This window comes from Aquimarina sp. AU119, from assembly GCF_900312735.1.
GTDB lineage: Bacteria > Bacteroidota > Bacteroidia > Flavobacteriales > Flavobacteriaceae > Aquimarina > Aquimarina algiphila.
The window spans coordinates 153,581-177,693 of record NZ_OMPF01000039.1 but is presented as its reverse complement, the minus strand read 5'-3'; the positions used below and the strand labels follow the sequence as shown (position 1 = coordinate 177,693).

The following is a 24,113-nucleotide window of genomic DNA, read 5'->3' as shown; positions in this document are numbered from 1 at the left end:
TTAAGGTGGTTATAGCAATGGGGCTCACCTCTTACCATTCCGAACAGAGAAGTTAAGCCCATTAGCGCCAATGGTACTACAATCGTGGGAGAGTAGGTCGCCGCCTTCCTTGAAAACCCTTCAATATCTATTGAAGGGTTTTTTTATACCCAAATGTAATAATAATAAAATATGTGAAGAGAATAGAATTAATGTAAAATTCTATAAAGGAGGAGATTTCATCTCACTTCTACAAATTCAATCGAATATTACAGTTTAATAAGCACTAAGGCAACATCCTCTAAAACAAAAAACAGGAAATCCAGGTAGTAATGGTGTGCATTGTGATGCATTAGTACAACTTTCTCCAGTAGACCCACTTCCATTAGAGTTACATTGGCTAGAACGAGAACCAATAATGTTAGATTGTTCTTTTTTGGTAAGTTGTTGAACTCCTTTTACGGTTAAAATTTTTGAATACATAATTATTTGAGTTTTAAGATTACTACTAATATACTTAAAAACTTGAAAGTATTCTTGTTTAGGATGCTTTTGAAATAGAGGTATTAAGGTTTAGTTCAATTTTCTTAAAGAATTCTTCGTTCTTATATGGCTTTCTCATAAAATCACTAAAACCAGAATCTGGATGAAGTATTGCTTTTATCGTATCTTGAGTATCTGAAGCGGTCAATGCAATAATAGGTATGTGTGGATCAAATTCTCTAATTATTTTAGTAGATTCCATTCCGCCCATTTTTGGCATATTCAAATCCATTAAAATAAGATCATATCTTTTTTTCTTTGCCATTTCGATTGCTATGAGCCCATTATCAGCAATTTCAGAGTGATACTCCTTTGATTTAAGAATGTTTTGTGTAACTATTTGATTTATTTTATTGTCCTCAACTATTAAGACATTATAATCTTTGGTATTTAAGGAAATACAATTTTTAGTATTATTTTCTTTGTTAATAGCTTCATTTTTTTTGTCGATTTCAAAAGATATTGTGAAATAAAATGTAGATCCTTTTCCGGGAGAGCTGTTAATTTTAATTTCACCTCCATGGAGATTAACTAAATTTTTGACTATATGTAACCCAAGACCTGTACCTGTAGTGTGATCTTTAGAATTGGCTTGAGAAAACTTATCAAATATTAGTTCTTGTTTGTCTAAAGGAATTCCTCTTCCATCATCTTTTATTTCAAAGGTTATTTCAACTTCGTTATCGGTAATGACCGGGTTTATAAAATTCAGCCAAATATTTCCGTTTTTAGTAAACTTATTAGCATTACTGATTAAATTGATGAAAATTTGAGATAACCTTACAGCATCTCCAATAAGTTGATTAGGAATATCAGGATCAAGATTTAGATGTAAAGTATTGCCATTTTTTTCAGCTTGATATTCGAATGAATTTTTAATATCATCTGCAAGATTTTTAAGATCGTAACTAGATTTGTCAAGATGTATTTCATAAGATTCCATTTTGGTAACTTGTAATACGTCATTAATGAGATTAAGCAGGTGATCGGCTGAGAATTTCATGAGCTTTATAAACTTATGATTTTCTTTGTCTGTTATTCGTTCCATTAGAATCGAGGATAGACCTACTACTCCATATAATGGAGTTCTGAGCTCGTGACTAACCGTTGATATGAATTTTGTTTTTACAGCTGCCAGATGATCAGATTTTTCTTTTGAAATTTTAAGTTCTTTATTCCTTAATGCAAGAGATTGCCCAAGAGTTTTTATTTTTCTATGATTGTAAATAAAGAAACAAAAGAATATTAAGCATAATAGAAGCAGAGAGACAGTGAATATAGATATGGTTTTAGATTGTTTGGCTTTTTTAGTTTCTACAGTGTTTTTTTCTTCACTTACGGTTAACTGTTTTTTATATTGATGAGCTTCTTGCTTTTCTATGTCGAGAGCAGTTTGATGATGCTTAGTATATTTTTTTAGAATCGCATATGCTTTATCTTCTCTTCCAATTTTTACCAATAAATCTTCATATTTTTTATAAATAGTCATCGCCTGCCTGAACAATTGATTTTTTTCAGTTATAGTAGCAGCTAGTTCATAATACTTTATAGCATTACTATATTGTCTAAAACGATAGTAGTATTCTCCATAACTAGCATATGTAGTAGCTAATTTTGAGATGTCTTGTTGGTTATTAATGAAATATTTTTTGCATTTTTCTAACAGATCATAAGCTTTTTTGTAGTTTTTTGTTCTTATGTAAATATTGGCAAGGTTTAGTGCTAAAACATGCTGAGATTTTTCATTTAAATCATTAGAATTCTCATAAATATGCTTTATTCTTCTAAGCGCTTTTTTTGGCTTATTAAATCCGTTTATATACACTAAAGCAATATTATTATTTATATCTATGGACAATTCTGGATATCCATCGAGTTCTTTTATAAATAATTCAGCAATTTTATAATTTTTGATTGCTTCTTCGTAATCTTTATTGGTATAGTAAACTTTCCCTAGAGCATTATATGAATGCGCTTTTAGATAATATTTTTGTTTGGGATTAAATTTTTCTGAGACATCAATTACCGTTTCAATAGTCATGATACGACTAGCTCTTCCTAATGAATTAAAATGGTTTTCAGTATGAATAATAATGCTTTCTAATTCAGAAAACGACATTTCTTCATATTCATGTTGAGCATATGTAATTGAATAAAATAAATAAAAGCATATAGTAACTATATGATATTTTTTAATTCTTATCATTCAATTCAGTTTTGGGGTGCTCAAATATATGAAAAAAACACAAATAAACAGATAATACGTAAAATAAATACGGTAAAAACACATTTTTAGATAAAATAAAATTTAAATAGAAGGAATAATACTACTTTTTTGGAAATGAATTATTATAACTTTGGATTTTAGAAAGTAATAATAAACTATATGTTGATTGTATGTATTTATACATATCTGGGGTCAGGGATGTAATCTTGTTTTATAATTTTTATAACCTCGATACTTAAAAAATTAAATTCTTCAACTACTTTACCGTATATACGATAAATACCTCTTCCTTTTAATTTATATCTTTCTTGTGTTTTTGGAAATATTACAGTATCGAAAATGTTTCCGAATTGGTCTAAAAATGTTCCAAAAGCCATGCGCTTTCCTGAATGGGTCTTAGTATTTTTCATGGCAATTAAGTACCCATAAATATCTATGAATTTATTAGTGTATTTATAAAGTTGATTAGCACTATTTTTGTTTTTTGGAGGAGAAGCTAATATTTTGTAATATCCAGAAAGAGGAAATCCAAAAGATTCAATTTGTTCGAATGCGGTTTCTAGTTCTGAAGTTTTTAATTCTGGAAGTTTGTACTCTGTACGTTTCTCTTTAAATAGGAGGGGTTGATTATGTTGTTGAGTAGGTGCACCATTGATTTTAAAGTGAGCTTCCCATAATAATTCATGTTTATTCTTTTCGGTGAATCTGAAAGCTTCAATCTTGATAAGAATGCTTATCTGTTCTATGCTTATTTGTACTCTGTCAATAAAATTATCCAAAGAGGTGTAGGGGCCATTTTGATTTCGATCTGTTAGAATTGTTTGAGTAGTTTTGAGATCTAGGTTTCTTAGAATCATTAGCCCTAAGAATATATTTTTATCTATAATGGTATGTTCATGATTACTGGTGTTAATGCATGGAGTTTGTATTGTGGCTCCTAACATCTCTGCTTCATGAAGATATATTTCAGGACGATAAAAGCCTCCTCCGTTATTGAGTGTAGCGACTAAGTATTCTAATGGAAAATATGCTTTTAAAAATAAACTTTGATAGCTTTCTACTGCATATGATGCAGAATGGCCTTTGGGAAATGCATATCCGGCAAAGCTAGCTACTTGATTCCAGATCTCATGAATTAGAGACTCTTTATATCCTTCATTTTTACAATTGTTTATAAATTTTTCTTTTACGTCTTTGAACTCTTTTCGGGATCTAAATTTACCACTCATACCTCGTCGTAATACATCAGCCTCATCCAATGTTAGCTTTGCAAAAAAATGTGCTACTTTAATTACATCTTCTTGGTATACCATAATTCCATAAGTTTCATTCATTAAGTCAAACATAATCGGGTGAGATTTTTTTCTTCTTTCTATATCATGTTCGCGTAAAATATATTCTCGCATCATACCACTTTTGGCTACACCTGGTCGTATAATAGAGCTTGCGGCTACTAAGCCTAAATAGTTATCTGTTTTTAATTTACTCAATAACATTCTCATTGCAGGAGATTCAACATAAAAACATGCTAAGCACTTAGCTTCTTTTATTAAGGTATTAATTTTAGGGTCTTTTTTAAATCTTGAGATATCATGAATATCAAAATCGGCTACTTCTGGTTGATTGTATTTAATGATTTTTATAGCGTCTTTAATTTTTGCTAATCCGCGTTGGCCCAGTATATCAAATTTATATAGGCCTAAGTCTTCTGCTATGATCATATCGTAATGTACTGTTGGAAATCCTTTTGGGGGTAAATCCGTGGCAGAATAAAAATGTAAAGGATGTTCACTAATTAATATCCCACTAGCATGAATACTGAGGTAATTAGGAATCCCCTGGACAAGATTGCTATAAATAATAACTAATTTATGAATATGATCAAGAGTGTTGTAGTCATAATCACCTTCACTTAATTTGTCGATTTCAAATTTCGGAAGGCCAAATACTTTTCCGAGTTCTCTTACTGCACCTTTATAATGAAATGTGATGTATGTTCCTAATAATGCTACATGATCAAATTCTTCAAAGATGAATCGTGTAATATCTTGTCGATCTTTCCAAGAAAAATCAATATCAAAATCTGGAGGACTTGTACGATGAGTATTTATAAAACGTTCAAAATATAAATCTAATTCTATAGGATCTACATCTGTGATGCGAAGTAAGTATGCAACAATGCTATTTGCACCACTACCTCTACCCACATAATAATAGCCTTTACTTTGTGCATAAGAAATAATTCTCCAGTTGATTAAAAAATAGGAGACAAACTGCATTTTTGTTATTAGCGACAATTCTTTTTCTAATCGATCCAATACTTCTTGTTTTGGATTTGGATATCGATACAATAGCTCTTTTTGACAAAGTTCTCTTAATAGAGTATTATCTTCCTCAATAGTACCAGTATATGTTTTTTGGTTAAGAGAAGGTTTGTTTTTAGAAAAATCAAAATCAATAGTACAATTTTTCTGGATTGCAATGGTATTTTTAATAATGAAGTCAAATTCTGAGAATTTTTCTTCTATTTCATGATAGGGAATCATTTTTTCTGAAAAACAAGCTTGTTGAGTTTCAGGTAGTCGACTTAGTAAAATATTGTTATCGATAGCTCTTAACAGGCGATGAGCATTAAAATCTTTTTTATTTCTAAAAGTAACAGGTTGTAATATTACTAATTTATGTTCTAAACTTTTTAATCTGGAAAGGCGGAGTTTTGAGATTTCTGTTATAGATACACCGATAAATTCGTTAGTTAAAAACTCAGTTTTATTTAATGATATTACTTTTTGGATAGGGTATATGATATATGCTTGTTTAAACACCGGAGCTGTTTCTGGGAAATTGATTTTTTCATGAGAATGATATGATAAGAAATCATTTAGTTCTTTATATCCTTCATTGTTTTTGGCGAGACCTATGTATAAAGGCTGGTGGTTGTTTCTAAAATCTACTCCTATAATGGGTTTGATTTTATACTCTTTTGCTTTTCTTATAAAATTAAGACAGGCTGAAGTATTATTAATATCAGTTAAGGCCAAACATTTTATATTGTTTTCTTCAGCTAATGTTAAGAGGTCTGTCTCAGAAAAAGTTCCAAAGCGTAAACTGTAGTATGAGTGGCAATTAAGGTACATTTAGTATCAAACTGTACGTTATATTTTATTTGTTGTTTATATTTTGAATATTTATTGTTTTCTGTGTGCTAATACTATTGGTGGCTGACCATTAAAAGGGTTTTGCATTCTGCCAATTGTAGATGATCCTATGGCTGCAGCTCTAATCACACTTCGATCTCCATATCGAACTCTAATATTATCTAATGCCTGATACAGGTTAAGTTGTTTCTCATCATCTTCAAATAAGTTGATCTGATAATTTCCACTTACCAAATGACTAAACCGTATACCTATTAACCGTACTAATAATCTTTTCTGATATAATTTTTCGAATACCTCGAGAATTTTGGGAATAAGAATGTGATCTCCACTTGTATATGGTATTTTTATTTGTTTAGAGTATGTGTTGAAATCAGAATATCTGATTTTTACGGCAATGCAAGCAGTTAACTTATTCCCTCTTCGCAATTGATAAGAAAGATTTTCTGTCATTGCAATGAGAATATTTCTAAGCTTATAAATATCTATAGTGTCTTTATCAAATGTTCTTTCTGTAGAGATTGATTTACGTTCAGAAAATGAAATAACAGGTGTGTTATCTATTCCATTAGCTCTTTTCCATATTGTTAAGCCATTTACTCCCAGTACTCCTTTCATGATATCTGCAGGCATGTCCTGGATAGTTTTAATATAACGAACACCTAAATTTCGAAGTGTATAATAGGTTTTATCACCTACCATGGGTATTTTTTTAATTGATAGAGGAGCTAAAAATGGCTTTTCTGTACCAAAATCTATTTTTAATTGGTTATTAGGTTTAGCTTCATTAGTTGCTACTTTAGAAACTACTTTATTACCAGAAAGACCAAAAGATATAGGAAGACCGGTTTCTGTGATTACTTTTTGGCGTAGCTCTGAAGCATATTTGTAGGATCCAAAAAATTTATCCATACCAGAAAGATCTGCGTAGAATTCATCAATACTCGATTTTTCAAAAACAGGTACTTTTTCTTTAATGATTTCTGTTACCAGATCAGAATATTTGCTGTAGGTTCCTGCATTTCCTTTGATTACTACAGCTTCTGGACAAAGTTCTTTTGCTATTTTCATAGGCATACCAGAATGTATGCCATAGGCTCTTGTTTCATAGCTACATGCCGCTACAACACCACGATCACTAATGCCACCAACAAGCAGAGGCTTGTTTTTTAATGTGCTATTGATGATGCGTTCTACAGATACATAAAATGTATCCAGGTCAAGATGTAATATAGTTCTCAATACTAAGTTTTATGGAATAATTCCAAATATATGGAATTATTCCTATTACTTTGTAACTTAGTTATTAATTTTATTCACAATATAGCGTATAAAAAAACGACACCTATAAAAGGTGTCGTTTGAAAAAATTCTATTTTGGGGCTACAAAATAAAATTAAGCGGTTATTAGTTTTCTGCCATATTATAGCTAGCAAATTGCTGCATAGCAGTTTTAGTAAGTTCTTTTGCTCTGTTTACATAGAAATTCTTTGTGTCATGAAGAGATTCATTCTTTAAATCATTTTCACTTCTTACATAATCAGCTTGTGATTCAAATTTAGATTCTTCATTTAAAACAACACTCAATTCTTGTAAAGCGCTTTCTAATTTGTGTAGTGCTTGTTCAGCTTTTGATTTAATTAGAGATTGTTCTTTCAGTTCTGCTGCACGCTTAGCTTCAAATTCAGCCTTCTTTCTGCTTTGTTCAGCTATTTGTTGCTCTAATTGTTGTTGTTCGATTTCTAATTGACGACGCTTGGCTTCTAATTCCTTTTGCTTATCAGATACTTCTTGTGTTGCTTCTGCTAATTCATTTTCTTCTTCAATAGATGCGGTTTCTTCTACATCAGAATAGCTACCTACACTTGCTTGACAAAATGTTAGTTGTTCTAAAATTTTAGAACCTAATTCTTTAGCTCTTTTTGCAAAAAATCTACTACGCTCATATGTGTCTTGTTCTAATGAACTTTCCATATCAACTCTAGCTTGGTAAGCTGTTTCAGTTGCTTTTTTACAGTTACATTGGTCAGCTAAATTTTCTACTTTTTGAAAAGCTTCTATAGCTTTATCTGCATATTCTTGGGTGTGAAAAACATTATTAGCACCATGTGCTTTCTTACTATGAGAATACGCATAACTTGCAGCAGTTAAGGCATCGTCGTATACGTTTTGGGCATTAGTTTTAGGAATAAAACATAGCAATAATAAGATAAGTGCAATTCTTTTCATTCTTCGGGGGCTTTTAAATCACAAAGCAATAATACAATATTTTATTTGTAAAATCCAATAAAAAGGCCATTAATCGATAAAAAGCGTATTTTATCTTAATTTTTACGGGTAAACCTTAGTTTTAGTGATAAATATCCTACTGCTTGTGAGAAGGTAAGATAATTATTATGTGGACTTTATGATCCTAAAACGTTGATATTTGTTTTATATTTTATTATAATATTTGAAAAATAGATTTATAACTTAAAAATATTTATTTTGTAAGCTAATTATGTATATTACGTCTAAACAGCCCATGAAACAATTAATTATATCTTCAATAAATCATAATCTCAATAATGCTATTGCACTATTAGACGCAATTGATTCTAATACTTACAAAAACACTTCAGTGGGGCCATACTACTCTAGTATAGGTTCTCATATACGACACACACTTGATTTTTTTGACTGTATCATTAGCGGATTAGATTCTAATAATATTGATCTAACTGCTCGTAAGAGGGATGAGACTTTATCTACAGATAAGAAATCTGCAATAAACTATATATATCAACTTCAGGAAACGTTGTTATCTTATGTAGATGTGAATACTGATTATTTGATAAATGTCACAGATAATATGGGACAAGGAAAAGTAACCGTTAATTATACTTTAGAAAGTATCTTATCACATGCAAATAGTCATGCGACGCACCATTATGCTATTATAGGATATATTCTTGATCATTTAAAGGTAGAAATCAAAATTAATGGATTTGGTTATAATCCTACATCCCCAGTCAATAAAAGAGAAGGTATTTAAATAAAAGAAGCTTTTATTTCTTCTTCCCAAAAATCGATTCCATTATAGTTTTTAGGCCTTTGAATGCCATAAATATGGCAAATCCAGCACTAATTAATCCTAATACTAATATAGGTATGTATAAAGGATGTTCTTGATTTTTGAATGCAGAATGAATAACAACCGGACTAATAAACATAAAAATCAAAGCTATAGCCATACGTTGAACTCCTTTGCCTAATAATTCTTTATTTGTTCTTTTAGGCTCCATAATTATCTATTGCGTTTCGTACACTTCCATATTGTTCTAGTAACCTTGATGCTTTCTCTCGATCAATAGATAATTCTTCCATAATCATACGTGTTCCTCGATCTACTAATTTATTATTGCTAAGCTGCATATCCACCATTTTGTTGCCCTTTACTCTTCCTAATTGAATCATTGTAGCAGTGGAAATCATATTTAGGACTAGTTTTTGAGCTGTTCCTGCTTTCATGCGAGAGCTTCCCGTCACAAATTCGGCCCCCACGGTAACCACAACAGGAAATTGTGCAGTTGTGGCCAAAGGGCTTCCTTCATTACAAGTAATACAACCCGTAGTAATATTATTTTCGTTACAATGTTGTAATGCTTTTACTACATAAGGAGTTGTTCCTGAAGCTGCAATACCAATCACTACATCTTTTTCTGAAACATTATATTCTGTTAAGTCTTTCCACCCTTGAGTAGGACTATCTTCTGCAAATTCTACAGCTTTTCGAATGGCAGTGTCACCTCCTGCAATTAAACCAATCACAAGATCATGTGAAACCCCAAAAGTAGGAGGGCATTCGCTGGCGTCTACGATACCTAATCGACCACTTGTTCCTGCTCCTGTATAGAAAAGCCTACCTCCATTTTTTAGTTTTTGTACAATTTCTTTGACTAAAGCTTCTATTTGCGGAATTGATTTTTCTACAGCATCAGGTACCGTTTTATCTTCAGTGTTAATATTTGTCAATAACTCAGTAACACTCATTTTTTCTAAATGGTTGTGTTTTGAGGTTTGTTCTGTAGTTTTAATAAATTGCATATATCAAAAATACAGATTAAAGAGCGCAATAAGTCATATTATTGAGTAGAAATACTATTTTTTCTGAATTGTAAAAGGAAAACTATAAGTCTCTGAAAGGTTAAAATATCCCAATGGATAATTATCAGAATTTGTAGTATTGATAATATTTCCTCTTAATATTGCAGGTGGAGCTTGGAAAGGATTACCACCATCTTGTTCACTTTGTTCGATAAGAATACTAGAATAATTAAAATATCTTTGATCAATACCAAGAATTTTTATAGTAACTTCTCTACCTTCAACTTCTTCTGGGTTTTCATAGAAGTATGAGAATTTAAAGGGTTTTCCCTGATAAAAGCGATCTTCACTGGGTAGAAATAGATTAAAATCAAAATCAAAAAGATAGAAATCATTGCGATTTCCGTCATCGGTAAAACTAACTTCTATTTCGATTTCATTACCTTCAAACAATGTTCCATCTCCTTGTGCAATATTGTCAATAGGTACGGATGGGATAATTTTTGTAGTAGCTTTATAGGTCTCATTATCATGAATTACAGTAAGTTCGTAATCTGATTCAAAATCCCATAAAAAACTTCCGTTAGAAGGTATGTATGTACCAGGTTCAAAAGATAGTTCGTCAAAATTGTATATAAAATCAAATGTGAGGTTAGTAATATAAATTGTAGCATCACTAACAGTAGGAGTATTTTCATCAAAGAAAGGCGCAGACATTGTTAGTTTTATTTCTTCATTTTCGAGTCGTAAAGAACCATCTGTTTGTGTAACAAATTCTAATGAAGCGTCAATGACTAGTTTTGGCTCACCTTCGGGGACATCAATATCAACGACATCTTCACAACTCATAAAAAATAGAATCCCAAATGCTATATATATTACTTTCCTCATTTCTCTAAAATTTAAAATTGTAGGTTATAGCTGGTATAATCCCAAAAATTGAAGTTCTAATAGCTTCATTGGCAAAAGTATCTTGATTTCGACTAAAGTTAATAGAAGCAGCATTTCTGCGATTATATATATTATAGACGCTAAAGACCCATTCTCCTTTCCATTTTCTATTATTGTTTTTTCTTGGAGTTAAGGTAGCAGAGATATCAATTCTATGATACGAAGGTAAACGTTCACTATTTCTGGGTGCATCAAATACAGGAACTACCAATCCTTGAAACTCGAACTGCCCTGTCGGATAGTTAGTAGGCTGCCCGGTTTGGAACAAAAAATTTGCTCCAAATTTCCATTTTTCATTTAACTCATAACTTCCATTAAAGGATATGTCATGAGTTTTATCATATGGAGTATTATACCATTCTCCATTATTAATGCCTGGTTCTTGAGGTGTTCTTCCAGGAGTTCGTTGTTCTGATTTAGATAATGTGTAGGCCAACCAACCTTTAAATTTTCCTTCATTTTTTCGTAATAAAAATTCGAGACCATAAGCACGAGCTTCTCCATTTAGAATATCTTGTTCTATAGCATTGTTTGCAATTAGCTCTGCTCCATCAATATAATCGATTCGATTTTTAATTTCCTTATAGAAAATTTCTGTTTCGATAGAATAAGTATTGTCGTTAATATTTTTAAAATACCCTAATGCATATTGATTAAGTAATTGAGGTTTTATAAAGTTGCCACTTGGGGTCCAAACATCTAGTGGAGTAGGGGAATTAGTGTTGGATAGCAAGTGAAGATATTGAGCCATTCTATTATAACTTGCTTTTATCGAAGTGTCATCATTAAAAGAATATGCCAGAGCAACTCGAGGTTCTAGATTAGTAAATGTTGCTATTTGATCATTTCTGCTAAGATTTTCTGTTCCTATTGGTTCGGCAGATTCATAAATTTGAAGATTTTGATTAAATAAGAGAGGATTGTTATCTTGATATACATTTACTTCATTTTGCCCTAGTCTAACAAAGTTGCTTAGTCTAAGACCGTATCGAAGAATTAGATTATTAGAGATTTTATGCTCAGCATCTATATAGGCACCAAATTCATTTGCATATTTATTGATGAGTTTTTCTCTTTTGATTCCAGAGTCTTCACTATTAGGTTTTATTTCTCCCGGATTAAATCTATAATATATATTGCTAACCCCATAGTTCAGTTGAAATTTATCACTTAGATAATGTTTTAGATCATATTTTAAATTGAAATTCCTAATGCCCGAATCCCATTCAAAACCTACAAAATCGAGTTCTAAACCATAAAAATAATCAGAATATATTAAAGAAAGATTTGAAAATAATTTATCCGAAAATAGGTGATTCCATCTTAAATTAAGTACTGTATTACCATAGATGTTTTCAAAACTCTCATTAATGCCAAATACATCACGACCAAAATATCCAGAAAGATATATGTTATTATTTTCATTGATTTTGTAATTGAGTTTTGTGTTTAAATCATAGAAAAACGCAGTATTATCGTTATCAAAGAGTGGTAAGAAAAGATGTGCATAAGAACCTCTTCCTCCAATAAGAAATGCCCCTTTATCTTTTTTGATAGGTCCCTCTGCCAGTAATCTACTGGATACAGCGCCAAGGCCACCATTTATTTTAAATTTTTTACTATTTCCTTCTTTTTGATAAATATCGAGAACAGAGGATATACGTCCTCCATATTTTGCAGGAATTCCGCCTTTATAGAGTTTGATGTCTTTTATAGCGTCTGGATTAAAAACAGAAAAGAAACCAAAGAGGTGAGAGGAATTAAAAATAATCGCTTCATCTAATAGAATAAGATTCTGATCAGCTGCTCCACCACGAACATTAAACCCCGAAGCTCCTTCGCCACCACTAGTAACACCTGGTAAAAGCAAAATAGATTTGATTACGTCAGCTTCTCCCAAAACCACAGGAATCTGTTTTATGGTTGCAGCAGAGAGTCTGTTGACACTCATTTGAGGGGTTTTTACATCTAATTTCTCTATGTTCTCGGTAATAATTACTTCATCTAAAGCTTCTGACGCTTCAGTTAGTTGAAAATTTAATTTTTTATCCTCACTAAGATCAATTTCTTGTATGATATCCTGAAATCCTAAATAGCTAATTTGTACTTTATATTTGCCTTGTTTTAGGGTGATAGAATAAAAACCGTATTCATTAGTTACTACACCTTGTCCCATTTCTGGGAAAATAACATTGACACCAATTAATGTCTCATTACTTGAACGTTCTGAAATTACACCACTTAGAGTGAATTTTTCCTGACCTAATAAAGAAGAGTAGGTTAACAAAAATAGAAATACCAGCATTAGGCTGGGAGAAATGATTTTTTTCAATAGAGAAGTATTTTTGTTATGATTATCTAATATGTAAACTGTAAAAGAAAAAAGATGTTACGACTTCTACAACTACACAAAAGTTAATTTTGAGTTATATTATTTTATTGCACTCGAAAATAACCCTTTTAATTTAAATACTCCATTGAAAGTTTATGGGAAACCATTCTTCGTTAGGCGTTGAATTCTCCGAGGATTCAAAAGAAATGTTTTTTTTGAGATATACTTGATTGTCTTTTGTAAAGACATAAAGTGTATTTAGATTTTGACTATTAATTGTTTTTGATTCATTTATCATTTGGGATCTTTTTTTTATAACGGTTTCTTCCTAAGTTAAACACACCAACTTTTATACCAAAACTAGCAGAAAATCCATTGATACGGGTAATAGTGTCTGGAGATAACTCTACTTTACTAGAAAACCGGTATTTTATTCCGGTTTCTAATTGAACATATCTAGAAATATTATATAGGATGCTTACGCCAGGTTCTACAACAAATACGGCATCCCATTGATCTTCTTGATAACGTTCTGCTTCTTCATCATCGGCCCAATCAGTATTAACATAACCAGTAGCCCCGCCTCCTATTAAGAGAGGGAAAGAAAGGTTGATTTTGGCTCTGCTGAAAAAAATAGGTTCTAAATGAACGCCTGAGTAAACTGCCCCCAGATCAGCACTATTTGAGGAAAAAACACCCGATATGTTTTGATTAGAGAACAATCCTTTTGTTACAAATCCAATTTCAAATTTACGATTGGCTACATAAGCTATTTTGAGCCCTGCAATATATGTATCCCTGTTTTCAACTTCTCCATACCCTGCACTAATACCTATATATACACCGTGTACAATATTTTTTCGATCGTTAAATTCAATATAATCTTTAGATTTTTGGGCAATGCTGTTAAAATTATATCCAACCAGCATAAAAAGTAATATGATTCTTAAATGTTTCATTCTACTTGATTAGTTATGTTATTATCATTGACAGTTTAATTTTATAATGGTTGCACTGAAATGATTTTTTTTTTGATTTAGTATTTTTTTGATAGTACCTTTTAATTATTCTGTTAAAACGATGACTCCTTTTTTTCCTGTTATATGAAATTTTCCTGGATAACTACTATTACCATATGTTGCGCTAATATCTCTTATTCTCTTTCTTTTATCAATCATATCGGTTGTAATATTAGTAAATGATTTAGGAATTCTTAATAATCCCTGCTCCAAAGAAGCACTAAAATCAATAGCTAAACCAGATATATTAATATTTAATTCTGAAGATTCTTGATTAATAACTACAGCAGTGTTAGATTTTTGGATTTTAGATATCCAAAAATCAGCAACTTCCATAGTAAGGTTTATGTTTTCGTACACATCATTTAAGTACATACTACTAAACATTAATTCACCTTGAAGGTTCCCTATTTTGTTAACAGCAACCTGATCTTTACTCGAGTGTATTTCGAGAGATTTTACATGTTCAATTTTTATAATTGTCCCGCTACTGGTGATTTTAAGATCTTTGGATTCTTTTATATCAATCTCCCCATTTTTAAAACGTATGTTTCCGTAGGTAATTGATTTTGTTTTTAGTTTTCCAAATTTCATTTCAATATTCGCATTATTAAGATCTTTATTTATCCACATATCTCCATGTTGTGCATTTACTTTTAGTTTACCGACCCATTCGCTTATAATAATATCACCAAATTTGTTTATAAGATTAATTTCGGCATTAGAAGGTAAGTGTATTGTATAATCAATTTGGATATTTCCTTTGTCGAAATCAAATGGATTTACATTATTAAAAAGTTCTTTATTAAAGAATTTAGAAATCATACTGGTATTTTTTTCTTCAATAATAGAAGTGATGCTAATGAAATCCTCGGTAGTGTTAATTTGAGGTTTAATACGTTGCAGTAGCTCTTCTGCAGCTTCTTTTTTCTTTTTAACCACTTGTATGTCAATGGTTACTTGTATTGTTTTTTTATCCCAACCATTGATAATTACGTTACCATATTTGTTTTCCAAATGTAATTCGCCAGTATTGGTCAAAGCATATGTTTTTTCGATCTTTTTTGATACTTCTTCTTGTGCATGTATGCCATTCTTCATACAAAATAATATGAGTATCAACAGGAGATATTTATAAAATGTAGCCATCATTATTATTTGATTTTTTAGAATCATTGATCTGTTTCAATAAATTCTCGATCAATTCTATTCTTTTTTTATAATTGTTGACAATGGCCTCTAAAATGTATTCATTATTCAGGTTCTTTGTCATTTCTAATTTTAAAGTTTCATATTCCTCGTCTAATTCATCCATAAAAGACAGAAACTCTTTCTTATCTTTTGGTTGTAGCTTGGGATTGTTCTTTACCAGTTGAACTTGAAATGAGACTAAATCCTTGTAATAGTTATCAATGTCTCTAAGTTCTTGGTGTACTATATTGTTTTGGTTATTTGCGTTAAACCCAGATGTTATAAAGAAGTTTACTGTAGAGAAGGCCCCAATAAGAATCAGGATACTAGCTGCTATTTTTAGTAACGGAAATTTTCTCCATAACGGAATTGTTTTTGGAGTTTCTAACCCAGATTCGATATGAGACCACATCTTTGATCTATCAGCTTTGTATTCATCAAATTGATGTTTGTTCTCTTTTATATATTTTTCAAAATCGTCCATTGTATTATAAAGTGTTTACAATTTCAATAAGTTTTTTCTTTGCTCTATGGTACTGTGATTTGGAAGTAGAAATGGCAATGCCTAATATTTCTGAAATCTCGATATGATCATATCCTTCGAGTAGATAAAGGTTAATGATTTGTCGATATCCATCGGGGAGTACCTTAATACCTTTTTTTATTTTTATAATATCAATTGTTGCTACTTGATCATTTGCTTCTTCACTGATATGATACTCATGTTGATCAAGTGGGGTTAATTGTATTTTTTTTAATTTTAAATGATTTATACTTTTATTAATTACTATTCTTTTTAACCAGGAACCAAAAGTGCTTTCATATCTAAATGATTTTAGATTTTTAAAAGCTTCAATAAAACTTTCCTGAACAATGTCTTCTGCATCTTCTTTTGTACCTAACATTCGCATACTAATATTGTACATGGCATCTATATAGAGCTCATATAACTGGTATTGCGAATTCCTATCACCAGACTTGCTTTGCTCAACAAGATCTTTATGCGTATAAAGGATATTGGTTTCCAATTAGTTTTACTTGATTGTAATTTTCTTTAAAAGTACTTTTCTTTTCTAGTTATTACTATTGACAATCCAAAAAACAAAGGGTTGCATCTCATAGAAAAAAGAATGTGTTTTTATAAAAAAAAATAGAATAATAGAAAAAGTCTTCAATGAGAATAACTCTAGACAAAGTATAGTTGATTATTATATCTTTAGTGCAATTATACCTTTTACAATCAAGTTTTGCAATACAAAGAAAGGTAGGGGAGACTTAATTAGATTAGATTTTGGGTGATTTTAGTTTTCTGTAGAGAGTTGAGAGTGCCAGGAATCTTTAAACAAAATCATATTTGTTTTATAAATTTTTAATTCTTTTTTCCAAGAAGAATCATCACTGCTAGGAATTAATTTGGTTTCTTGTATGAGTTGAAAGTCATTGATATCATGATTGTACAAATATTTTAATTTGAAAATACAGTTTTCATAGGGGTGCGTATAGTATCCTGAGTAAAATATACTTAACTGAAAACCATTTTTGTTAATATCAATAGTTGTAAGAGGATCATTTTGATCATGAAAAATTAGATTGTTATTACTTGAGTGTAATTTATATGTGCCAGATGTATTTCCTAATGCAATAGCTAGTGTCGAACGATTTTGAGTTTTGTTATTTATCATGTAAATGAATGCATCGGCAATCCCATCTTTATTAATATCGGCTGTCTTATAGTATCTTAGTTCACAATTTTTAAATTCTTGTTCAATAAAGGTTTGTATTTTTTCAGTTTCAGTAAGTTTTGGAACTAATTTACCATTAGTGTCAACGGTATATGCTTTAGCTATTTTTTTTCTATAAAAACTATTATAAGAAGTGCCTGATAAATCAGGAGAGGGGATGTCAATACTTTCACCTTCTGAGTATATTGTGTTAATCGTATTTCTGGTACCGTTGATGAATGATGGGAAAATAGTAGTATTTCCTTCAAATAGACCTCCATCACCAACACCTGTATTATCTATAAAATACTTTAGTTTTCTACCATTCCAGCTATAGATAATATCTCCACTGGTTTGTCCACAACTTTCAGCATAGTGACAAATAGTTATAAACTCCTCAACTTGTGGAATTCCTAGATTGCCTAAGAGTGTTATATTATCTCCTTCGTTTATTTTTATTTTATCTATGGTTTTTCCATTTTTTATAGCGATAAGATAGTTTTCTTTCATTAAAAAAGTGACTTCTTTATTTTTTAGGCTCTCGGCTCCCATTGGTGTTAAAAATTGATTCCATACATAGGCTTCTTGATGTTTATACTTTATATGACTCCAGTACCCTTTTTGGTTATTTATAGTATCTTCTTTAAAACTATAGTTAAGAATTTCTACGCTGTTTGGTATCTGTAGTGTTGCTATGATAGGCGATTTTATAGAGGCTTCAGATCTGATATTTACATTATTGGCTGTTATATACCCTAATTGTGAATCATTTAGAAATGGGAGTTCTAATTTTTTGGTAAATGGTGTTAATGCACCTTCGTCCCATTGATAAAGTAAAAAGTCATTGGGTTCTTGAAATTTAAAAACTATTATTTCCTTATTGTCGCTATTATGGGTAGTACCAATGCTAAAGACTTCGGATAATTCTTTATTTGCTTTAAGTGCTATAGGTTGATGTGATATAAATTGGTTATTATGAAATATTTTTACGCCTATTTTACTTTCTGATTCTTCTTTTATAAGTAATCTATAATCGGTATTTGTATGAAGTTTAAAAGCAAACCTTGAAACAAGATTATTCCATACGTATGCGATCTTGTTTTGGTATTGTGTTTCAATCCAATATCCAGGAGTGCCATTAATTGTATCCCTTATATGAGTATATGTTTCTTGTAATTTGTCACCTGGATTTAAGGTTGCGATTACTTTTGATTTTATTGAAGAAGAGCTCCTTAGGTTAACATTAGCGTTATAAATAGAAACAGGGCTATTGGATATGTGATTCATATAGTATCCTCCTCTTTGGGAAAAGCCTATAGTTGATTGTAAAAGAATAAAAATAAGAAGAATGTAATACCGCATAGTTTTATGTATCCTATTAAGAGCAAATATAATATTGTAGATATCCAAAAAAGCCTACGAATATATATCCGTAGGCTTTTTTTATAGATTTGCCTGATCTTGAAAATAAATTGATTTTGTCAATTTACTTTATAAGATTCAATATTTATGCTTCTATAATGCTATTTAAAGTAGTACTAGGTCGCATTGCCTTAGATACTTTCTCTACATCTGGCCAATAATAACCTCCCATATCTACAGTACTCCCTTGGGCATTGTTGAGTTCAGTAATGATTTTAGTTTCATTGTTTGCTAGTTCTTTTGCTATTATAGCAAATTCACTTTGTAAATCATTATCTTGAGTCTGTTTTGCAAGTTCTTGTGCCCAATATAAAGCCAAATAAAAATGGCTCCCTCTATTGTCTAATTCATTTACTTTTCGAGAAGGAGATTTTTTATGATCTAGAAATTTTATAGTTGCTTGATCCAAAGCTTCAGCTATAATTAGTGCTTTAGAATTGTTATTGGTTTCACCTAAGTGTTCTAGTGAGACAGCCAAAGCGAGAAATTCTCCTAATGAATCCCATCTCAAATGTCCTTCTTTATTAAATTGCTGAACGTGTTTTGGTGCAGAACCTCCTGCTCCAGTTTCAAATAAACCACCTCCATTCATTAATGGAACAATAGATAACATTTTTGCACTGGTGCCTAATTCTAAGATAGGGAAGAGGTCGGTATTATAATCACGTAATACGTTTCCTGTAACCGAAATAGTATCCTGACCAGCTGCAATTCTTTCTAGAGAGAAACGTGTTGCTTCAACAGGAGACATAATTCTAATATCTAATCCTGTAGTATCATGCTCAGGTAAATATGTATTAACTTTTTTGATTAACTCTGTATCATGAGCCCTATTTTTGTCTAACCAAAAGATAGTAGGAGTATTAGTTGCTTTAGCTCTATTTACGGCAAGTTTTACCCAATCTTTGATTGGTGCATCTTTGGTCTGACACATGCGCCAGATGTCTCCTTTTTCTACAGTGTGTTCTGTGATTATATTACCTGCAGAACCAATAACTCTAACGCTACCGTTTCCTTGAATTTCGAAAGTTTTATCATGAGAGCCGTACTCTTCAGCTTTTTTAGCCATTAGCCCTACATTAGGAACAGTTCCCATAGTGGTTGGGTCAAAAGCACCATGTTTTTTACAAAAATCAATAGTTTCCTGATATATGCCTGCGTAGCTACTATCAGGGATAACTGCTTTGGTATCTTGAAGATTTCCCTGAGTATCCCACATCTTACCTGAGTTACGAATCATAGCCGGCATAGAAGCATCAATAATAATATCGCTTGGAACATGTAGATTTGTAATTCCTTCGTCAGAATTTACCATTGCAAGTTTTGGGCCTTTTTCATAGCATGCTTGAATATCAGCTTTTATTTCTTCTCTTTTTGCATCTGGAACTCTTTTTAATTTGTTGATGAGGTCACCAAAACCATTGTTAACTTCTACTCCAGCTTCTTCAAGAGTTTCTGCATGTTTTTCAAATACATCTTTAAAAAATACTTCTACAGCATGTCCAAAAATAATTGGATCAGAAACCTTCATCATTGTTGCTTTCATATGTAGTGAAAACAATACATCTTTTTCTTTGGAATCAGCTATTTGTTCTTCAAGAAAAGAAATAAGTGCTTTTTTACTCATTACAGTAGCATCTATGACTTCTCCTGATAGCAGAGAGGTTTTTTCTTTTAGTATAGTTGTATTTCCGTTTTGATCAATAAATTCAATTTTTACTTCATCGGCTTCAGCCATGGTAACTGATTTCTCGTTAGAGCAAAAATCACCGCTTGTCATTGTGGCAACATGAGTCTTAGAGTCAGAGGACCATTCTCCCATAGCGTGTGGGTTCTTTTTGGCATATTGTTTCACCGGTTTAGGAGCTCTACGATCAGAGTTTCCTTCTCTTAAGACAGGGTTTACAGCACTACCCTTGATTTTGTCATATCGTGATTTGATTTCTTTTTCATTGTCATTCTCTGGCTCTTCTGGATAGTTTGGCACAGCAAATCCCTGGAGTTGTAATTCAGCAATAGCGGCTTTTAATTGAGGAATTGAAGCACTAATATTAGGAAGCTTTATGATATTTGCTTCAGGTTTTTGGGCAAGTTGACCTAGCTCTGCAAGAGCATCAGCTTGTTTTTGCTTATCGGTTAATTTTTCGGGAAAATTAGCAAGAATTCGAGAAGCAAGTGAGATGTCTTTTGTCTCAATTTCGATATTTGCTGCTTTTGTGAATTTTTGAACAATGGGTAAAAAAGAATATGTAGCTAAAGCAGGTGCTTCATCAGTTCTAGTGTATACAATTTTTGAGTTATCAACTCCCATATTTTTGGTTTTTTATTTAGGGGTTCTCTTTTTTTAAGCTTAAAAAGATCTAGATACCCTAATTTATTATACTATTTATGTAAGGAAATAATTAGTCGTTTAATTATTCTTAGACAAACAATATTGGTTGATCTTTTTTGGCATTGACCATATTGAATATACAATATTATTAGTCAGAGATTTTCCGAGCGCGAAGATACAAATCTAGTAATGTAAATGCAACCTGTAAGGTGTTAGTTTTGAGTTAAAGACTTTGAATTGTAGTTTCCAAAAAATAAAAGGTAAAAAAAATAAGATATGAAAAATTAGCCCCTGTTTTTATTGATACTTTTAGAAAGATAAAAAGCCATATCAAGAATACGAGTATTTTGATATGGCTTCATCGGAAATAATTTTTATGCTAGCTGTTTTACCCGCTATTAGATAAAAACTTTCGTTTGTTATTACATAATCTTTTATTTCCAGATTAAGTAGATTTAAATTTACCAAATGATGATTTGTATAATTTATTTCTACTCATACGACTAATACGAGCGCTTGTGTTTCTAAATTACTAATGCAATTTTTCAGTTTTTCACCCAAATAGTCTAATGCCATTTAAAATTAAAAAGGTGTCAAGACTTAATTTTTTCTTTTAAATTTCATTTTGAAATGATTTTAAAGAAAGCCCTTAAATTAATTTCAAGGATGTACTCAAAAAAATAACTTTCGTCTTATATTTATTTTAATTATAAAGTGGTCTTTTTATGTTCAAAGAACGTATTGTGTACAATTACATAACGCAGAGAATCCTTGTGTCATCTCTTATTGAATGTAATCTTAGATAAAGATAAGCAAAATCTATTGTTTGCTCAATATTTCTTATTGTATTAGTTATCAACTGGTTATGAACTGGGGTTATTAACTTTTGTTCATAAAAAAAGGTCGTTGATTAACGACCTTTTTTGACTTGTATAAGAAGTGAAAATTAGTTTCTTCTTTCTTTGATACGTGCTTTTTTACCAGTAAGTTCTCTAAAGTAAAATATACGTGCTCTACGTACTTTACCTCTTTTGTTAACTTCAATTTTTTGAAGTGCTGGTAAATTTACAGGAAAAATACGTTCTACTCCAATAGTTCCTGACATCTTTCTGATTGTAAATGTTTCAGTAGCTCCAGAACCTCTTCTTTGTATTACAACTCCTCTAAAGAACTGTGTACGTGTTTTGTTTCCTTCTTTAATTTCGTAATAAACAGTGATAGTATCACCAGCAGAGAATTGAGACATCTCTTTTTTTTCAACAAATTCGTCTTGTACGAATTTTACTAAATCTTCCATTTTTGATATAGTTTCTTAGGTTTTGTTAAAACAACATTCACGGTTTTCGCCAGAGGTTGTTCTAATCAGGGTGCAAAAATAAGTATTATTTAAAGATTTCCAAGCTTTTTGAAATCTTTATTATTGTTTTTGTTTTCAGTTGATTATAAGATTGAAATGGATCTATCGTATAAAGATTTTATTTATTTGCACAGAGCAAGACTCATTCGTCTAGTAAATCTGGTCTTCGTTCTTTTGTTCTCTGATAAGCCTGCTCTTCTCTCCAGGTTTCAATTTTGGGAAAATTACCTGAGGTTAGGATTTCTGGCACTTTCCATCCTTTGTATTCTGCTGGTCTTGTATATATTGGGGGTGCTAATAGGTTATCTTGAAAAGAATCAGTTAGGGCAGAAGTTTCATTGCCTAATACTCCAGGAATAAGTCTAATGATAGCATCACACAAAATCAATGCTCCTAATTCTCCTCCTGATAATACATAATCTCCAACCGATAATTCTTTAGTAATAAAATGATCACGTACGCGTTGGTCTACTCCTTTATAGTGGCCACAAAGTATAATGAGATTCCCTTTTAATGACAACTGGTTAGTGATTCCTTGATTTAAGGTTTCTCCATCTGGGGTCATATAAATAACCTCGTCATAATCTCTTTGCGATTTTAATTTTGAGATACATTTATCTATAGGTTCGATCATCATTACCATGCCTGCGCCACCACCAAATTGATAGTCATCTACTTGTTTGTAACTGTTTGTGGTGTATTCTCTAAGATTATGGAGATGTACTTCGACTAATCCCTTTTCTATAGATCGCTTCATGATTGAAGCTTCAAAAGGACTTCTTAGGATATCGGGTACTACGGTTATAATATCTATACGCATCTTAACATTAAATTCTATACTGAATGCAAAGATGCAAAAGAATATAATATAAATCTAGAAATTAAATTTACTTAGCTCCTGCTTTACGTTGTTTGTTGATTTCATCCTGTAGCTTACGCATAACTTTTTGCTCTCGTTCTAATGATCTGCGTCTGTGATCTTCAAACTCTTCTTCAGTTTCGGCTAAAGCTTTCTTGGCTTGTACTGTTACAGCATTACTGTTTTTAAATTTATAAATAAACAAACTTAAAAAAGCTAAAAGAATTCCTATAATCACTAACATAATAGTGTTATAGCTTGATTTGGTTACTGCAGCTCCAAAAAAGCTCATACTATCTTTTTCTTGAGTTACTGCAGTGAGATCACCATTTGTTTTGGCAAGTGATTCTTCGAGACCTGTTATTGTAGATTGTTGTTCTGTAATCTTAAGGTTAGAAGTATTCAATTTTGATTCTAATGTCTTTAGTGTATCAATGGTGTTAGATTTAAGCTTGTTTATCCAAACTTGTTTTACTACTTTATATTCCTGATACCTTCCAGATTTTTGTATAACAATATCAAATTGTCCTTCTATCTTTTCTTGCTTCAAAGCTTGCTCGACCGTTACAGTTTCTTCCTGCGCGTATGAAGTTTCAAAAAAAGATAATAAAATAGTTAAAACTATTAGGTATTGTGATAATTTCATGCTGTTATTCTTAATTTTAGTGGTTGTATATACAATATCCCTACGTGTAGTAGTTAGAAGATAAAAATAACTATTTACAAATGATTTAGAGGAATATTATATATCCTTTCTTTTTTTGGTTATTAATTTCTTCTGTAACGGTAATAAATGTACGATATTGTGGTTAAAAAAAAAGAATTTTTGGTTGTAATTTACCAAAAAGCAAAATTATTGTTAATTTATTGTTTACTAATGCTTTATGTTGACTGATAATTACATGTTAGGTTATCGTAAATAAAAAAAGCCGTTAT

General features: G+C 31.1%; 19 protein-coding genes and 1 rRNA gene. 2 read left to right on the top strand and 18 right to left on the bottom strand.

From position 1 onward, the window contains the following. Window position 1: 1 nt before the first annotated feature. A 5S ribosomal RNA gene (gene rrf, locus DK442_RS28020) occupies window positions 2–109 on the top strand. A 146-nt stretch (window positions 110–255) separates the two neighbouring features. Here the strand turns inward: rrf and DK442_RS28015 are convergent. The 5 genes from DK442_RS28015 to DK442_RS27995 form a co-directional block, all read right to left on the bottom strand. After that, entirely contained in the window at window positions 256–462 is a 207-nt protein-coding gene (locus DK442_RS28015) for a hypothetical protein (protein WP_109439227.1), read from the bottom strand. Window positions 463–520: 58 nt separating this feature from the next. After that, entirely contained in the window at window positions 521–2,728 is a 2,208-nt protein-coding gene (locus tag DK442_RS28010) for an ATP-binding protein (RefSeq protein ID WP_109439226.1), read from the bottom strand. A 197-nt stretch (window positions 2,729–2,925) separates the two neighbouring features. After that, the gene (locus DK442_RS28005; RefSeq protein ID WP_109439225.1) at window positions 2,926–5,886 is read right to left on the bottom strand and encodes a DNA polymerase III subunit alpha; all 2,961 of its coding nucleotides are present in this window, start codon (window positions 5,884–5,886) and stop codon (window positions 2,926–2,928) included. Between the two features lie 51 nt (window positions 5,887–5,937). Continuing rightward, window positions 5,938–7,149, bottom strand: a complete 1,212-nt coding sequence (locus DK442_RS28000) for a DNA polymerase IV (protein ID WP_109439224.1) — start codon at window positions 7,147–7,149, stop codon at window positions 5,938–5,940. 165 nt (window positions 7,150–7,314) lie between these two features. Further along, window positions 7,315–8,136: a hypothetical protein gene (locus DK442_RS27995; protein WP_109439223.1), complete on the bottom strand. Its 822-nt coding sequence runs from the start codon at window positions 8,134–8,136 to the stop codon at window positions 7,315–7,317. Window positions 8,137–8,431: 295 nt separating this feature from the next. Here DK442_RS27995 and DK442_RS27990 point away from each other — a divergent pair, with 295 nt between their 5' ends. Further along, window positions 8,432–8,941 (top strand): DinB family protein, encoded by a 510-nt coding sequence (locus DK442_RS27990; protein WP_109439222.1) that lies wholly within the window; start codon window positions 8,432–8,434, stop codon window positions 8,939–8,941. Window positions 8,942–8,954: 13 nt separating this feature from the next. Here the strand turns inward: DK442_RS27990 and DK442_RS27985 are convergent, their stop codons facing one another. The 13 genes from DK442_RS27985 to DK442_RS27925 all read right to left on the bottom strand — a co-directional run bounded on the left by DK442_RS27985 (window position 8,955) and on the right by DK442_RS27925 (window position 23,823). Then, on the bottom strand, window positions 8,955–9,191 hold the full coding sequence (locus DK442_RS27985; protein WP_109439221.1) for a DUF6095 family protein: 237 nt from the start codon (window positions 9,189–9,191) through the stop codon (window positions 8,955–8,957). Further along, window positions 9,181–9,993, bottom strand: coding sequence for an N-acetylmuramic acid 6-phosphate etherase (gene murQ / locus DK442_RS27980; protein ID WP_109439220.1), 813 nt, complete (start codon window positions 9,991–9,993; stop codon window positions 9,181–9,183). The genes DK442_RS27985 and murQ overlap by 11 nt, the downstream gene beginning before the upstream one ends. A 54-nt stretch (window positions 9,994–10,047) precedes the next feature. Further along, window positions 10,048–10,884 carry a DUF4249 family protein gene (locus DK442_RS27975; RefSeq protein WP_109439219.1) on the bottom strand — a complete coding sequence of 279 codons (837 nt, stop codon included), beginning with the start codon at window positions 10,882–10,884 and terminating at the stop codon, window positions 10,048–10,050. A gap of 4 nt (window positions 10,885–10,888) precedes the next feature. Beyond that, window positions 10,889–13,249 (bottom strand): TonB-dependent receptor, encoded by a 2,361-nt coding sequence (locus DK442_RS27970; RefSeq protein ID WP_109439218.1) that lies wholly within the window; start codon window positions 13,247–13,249, stop codon window positions 10,889–10,891. Between the two features lie 314 nt (window positions 13,250–13,563). Next, on the bottom strand, window positions 13,564–14,235 hold the full coding sequence (locus DK442_RS27965) for a hypothetical protein (RefSeq protein ID WP_160114399.1): 672 nt from the start codon (window positions 14,233–14,235) through the stop codon (window positions 13,564–13,566). A 105-nt stretch (window positions 14,236–14,340) separates the two neighbouring features. Then, window positions 14,341–15,396, bottom strand: coding sequence for a hypothetical protein (locus DK442_RS27960; protein WP_160114398.1), 1,056 nt, complete (start codon window positions 15,394–15,396; stop codon window positions 14,341–14,343). Window positions 15,397–15,427: 31 nt separating this feature from the next. Continuing rightward, window positions 15,428–15,970 carry a hypothetical protein gene (locus tag DK442_RS27955; RefSeq protein ID WP_109439215.1) on the bottom strand — a complete coding sequence of 181 codons (543 nt, stop codon included), beginning with the start codon at window positions 15,968–15,970 and terminating at the stop codon, window positions 15,428–15,430. Between the two features lie 4 nt (window positions 15,971–15,974). Further along, a complete protein-coding gene (locus tag DK442_RS27950; protein WP_235011048.1) occupies window positions 15,975–16,514 on the bottom strand; it encodes an RNA polymerase sigma factor in 540 nt (179 codons plus the stop codon). A 273-nt stretch (window positions 16,515–16,787) separates the two neighbouring features. Continuing rightward, window positions 16,788–18,569: an SH3 domain-containing protein gene (locus DK442_RS27945; RefSeq protein ID WP_109439214.1), complete on the bottom strand. Its 1,782-nt coding sequence runs from the start codon at window positions 18,567–18,569 to the stop codon at window positions 16,788–16,790. Between the two features lie 145 nt (window positions 18,570–18,714). Then, a complete protein-coding gene (locus tag DK442_RS27940; RefSeq protein ID WP_109439213.1) occupies window positions 18,715–20,940 on the bottom strand; it encodes an NADP-dependent isocitrate dehydrogenase in 2,226 nt (741 codons plus the stop codon). A 967-nt stretch (window positions 20,941–21,907) separates the two neighbouring features. Beyond that, window positions 21,908–22,258, bottom strand: coding sequence for a 50S ribosomal protein L19 (gene rplS / locus DK442_RS27935; protein ID WP_109439212.1), 351 nt, complete (start codon window positions 22,256–22,258; stop codon window positions 21,908–21,910). A gap of 202 nt (window positions 22,259–22,460) precedes the next feature. Next, complete coding sequence (trmD, locus tag DK442_RS27930) at window positions 22,461–23,138, bottom strand: tRNA (guanosine(37)-N1)-methyltransferase TrmD (RefSeq protein ID WP_109439211.1); 678 nt, start codon at window positions 23,136–23,138, stop codon at window positions 22,461–22,463. Between the two features lie 67 nt (window positions 23,139–23,205). Next, window positions 23,206–23,823: a tRNA (guanine-N1)-methyltransferase gene (locus tag DK442_RS27925; RefSeq protein ID WP_109439210.1), complete on the bottom strand. Its 618-nt coding sequence runs from the start codon at window positions 23,821–23,823 to the stop codon at window positions 23,206–23,208. Window positions 23,824–24,113: the final 290 nt, after the last annotated feature.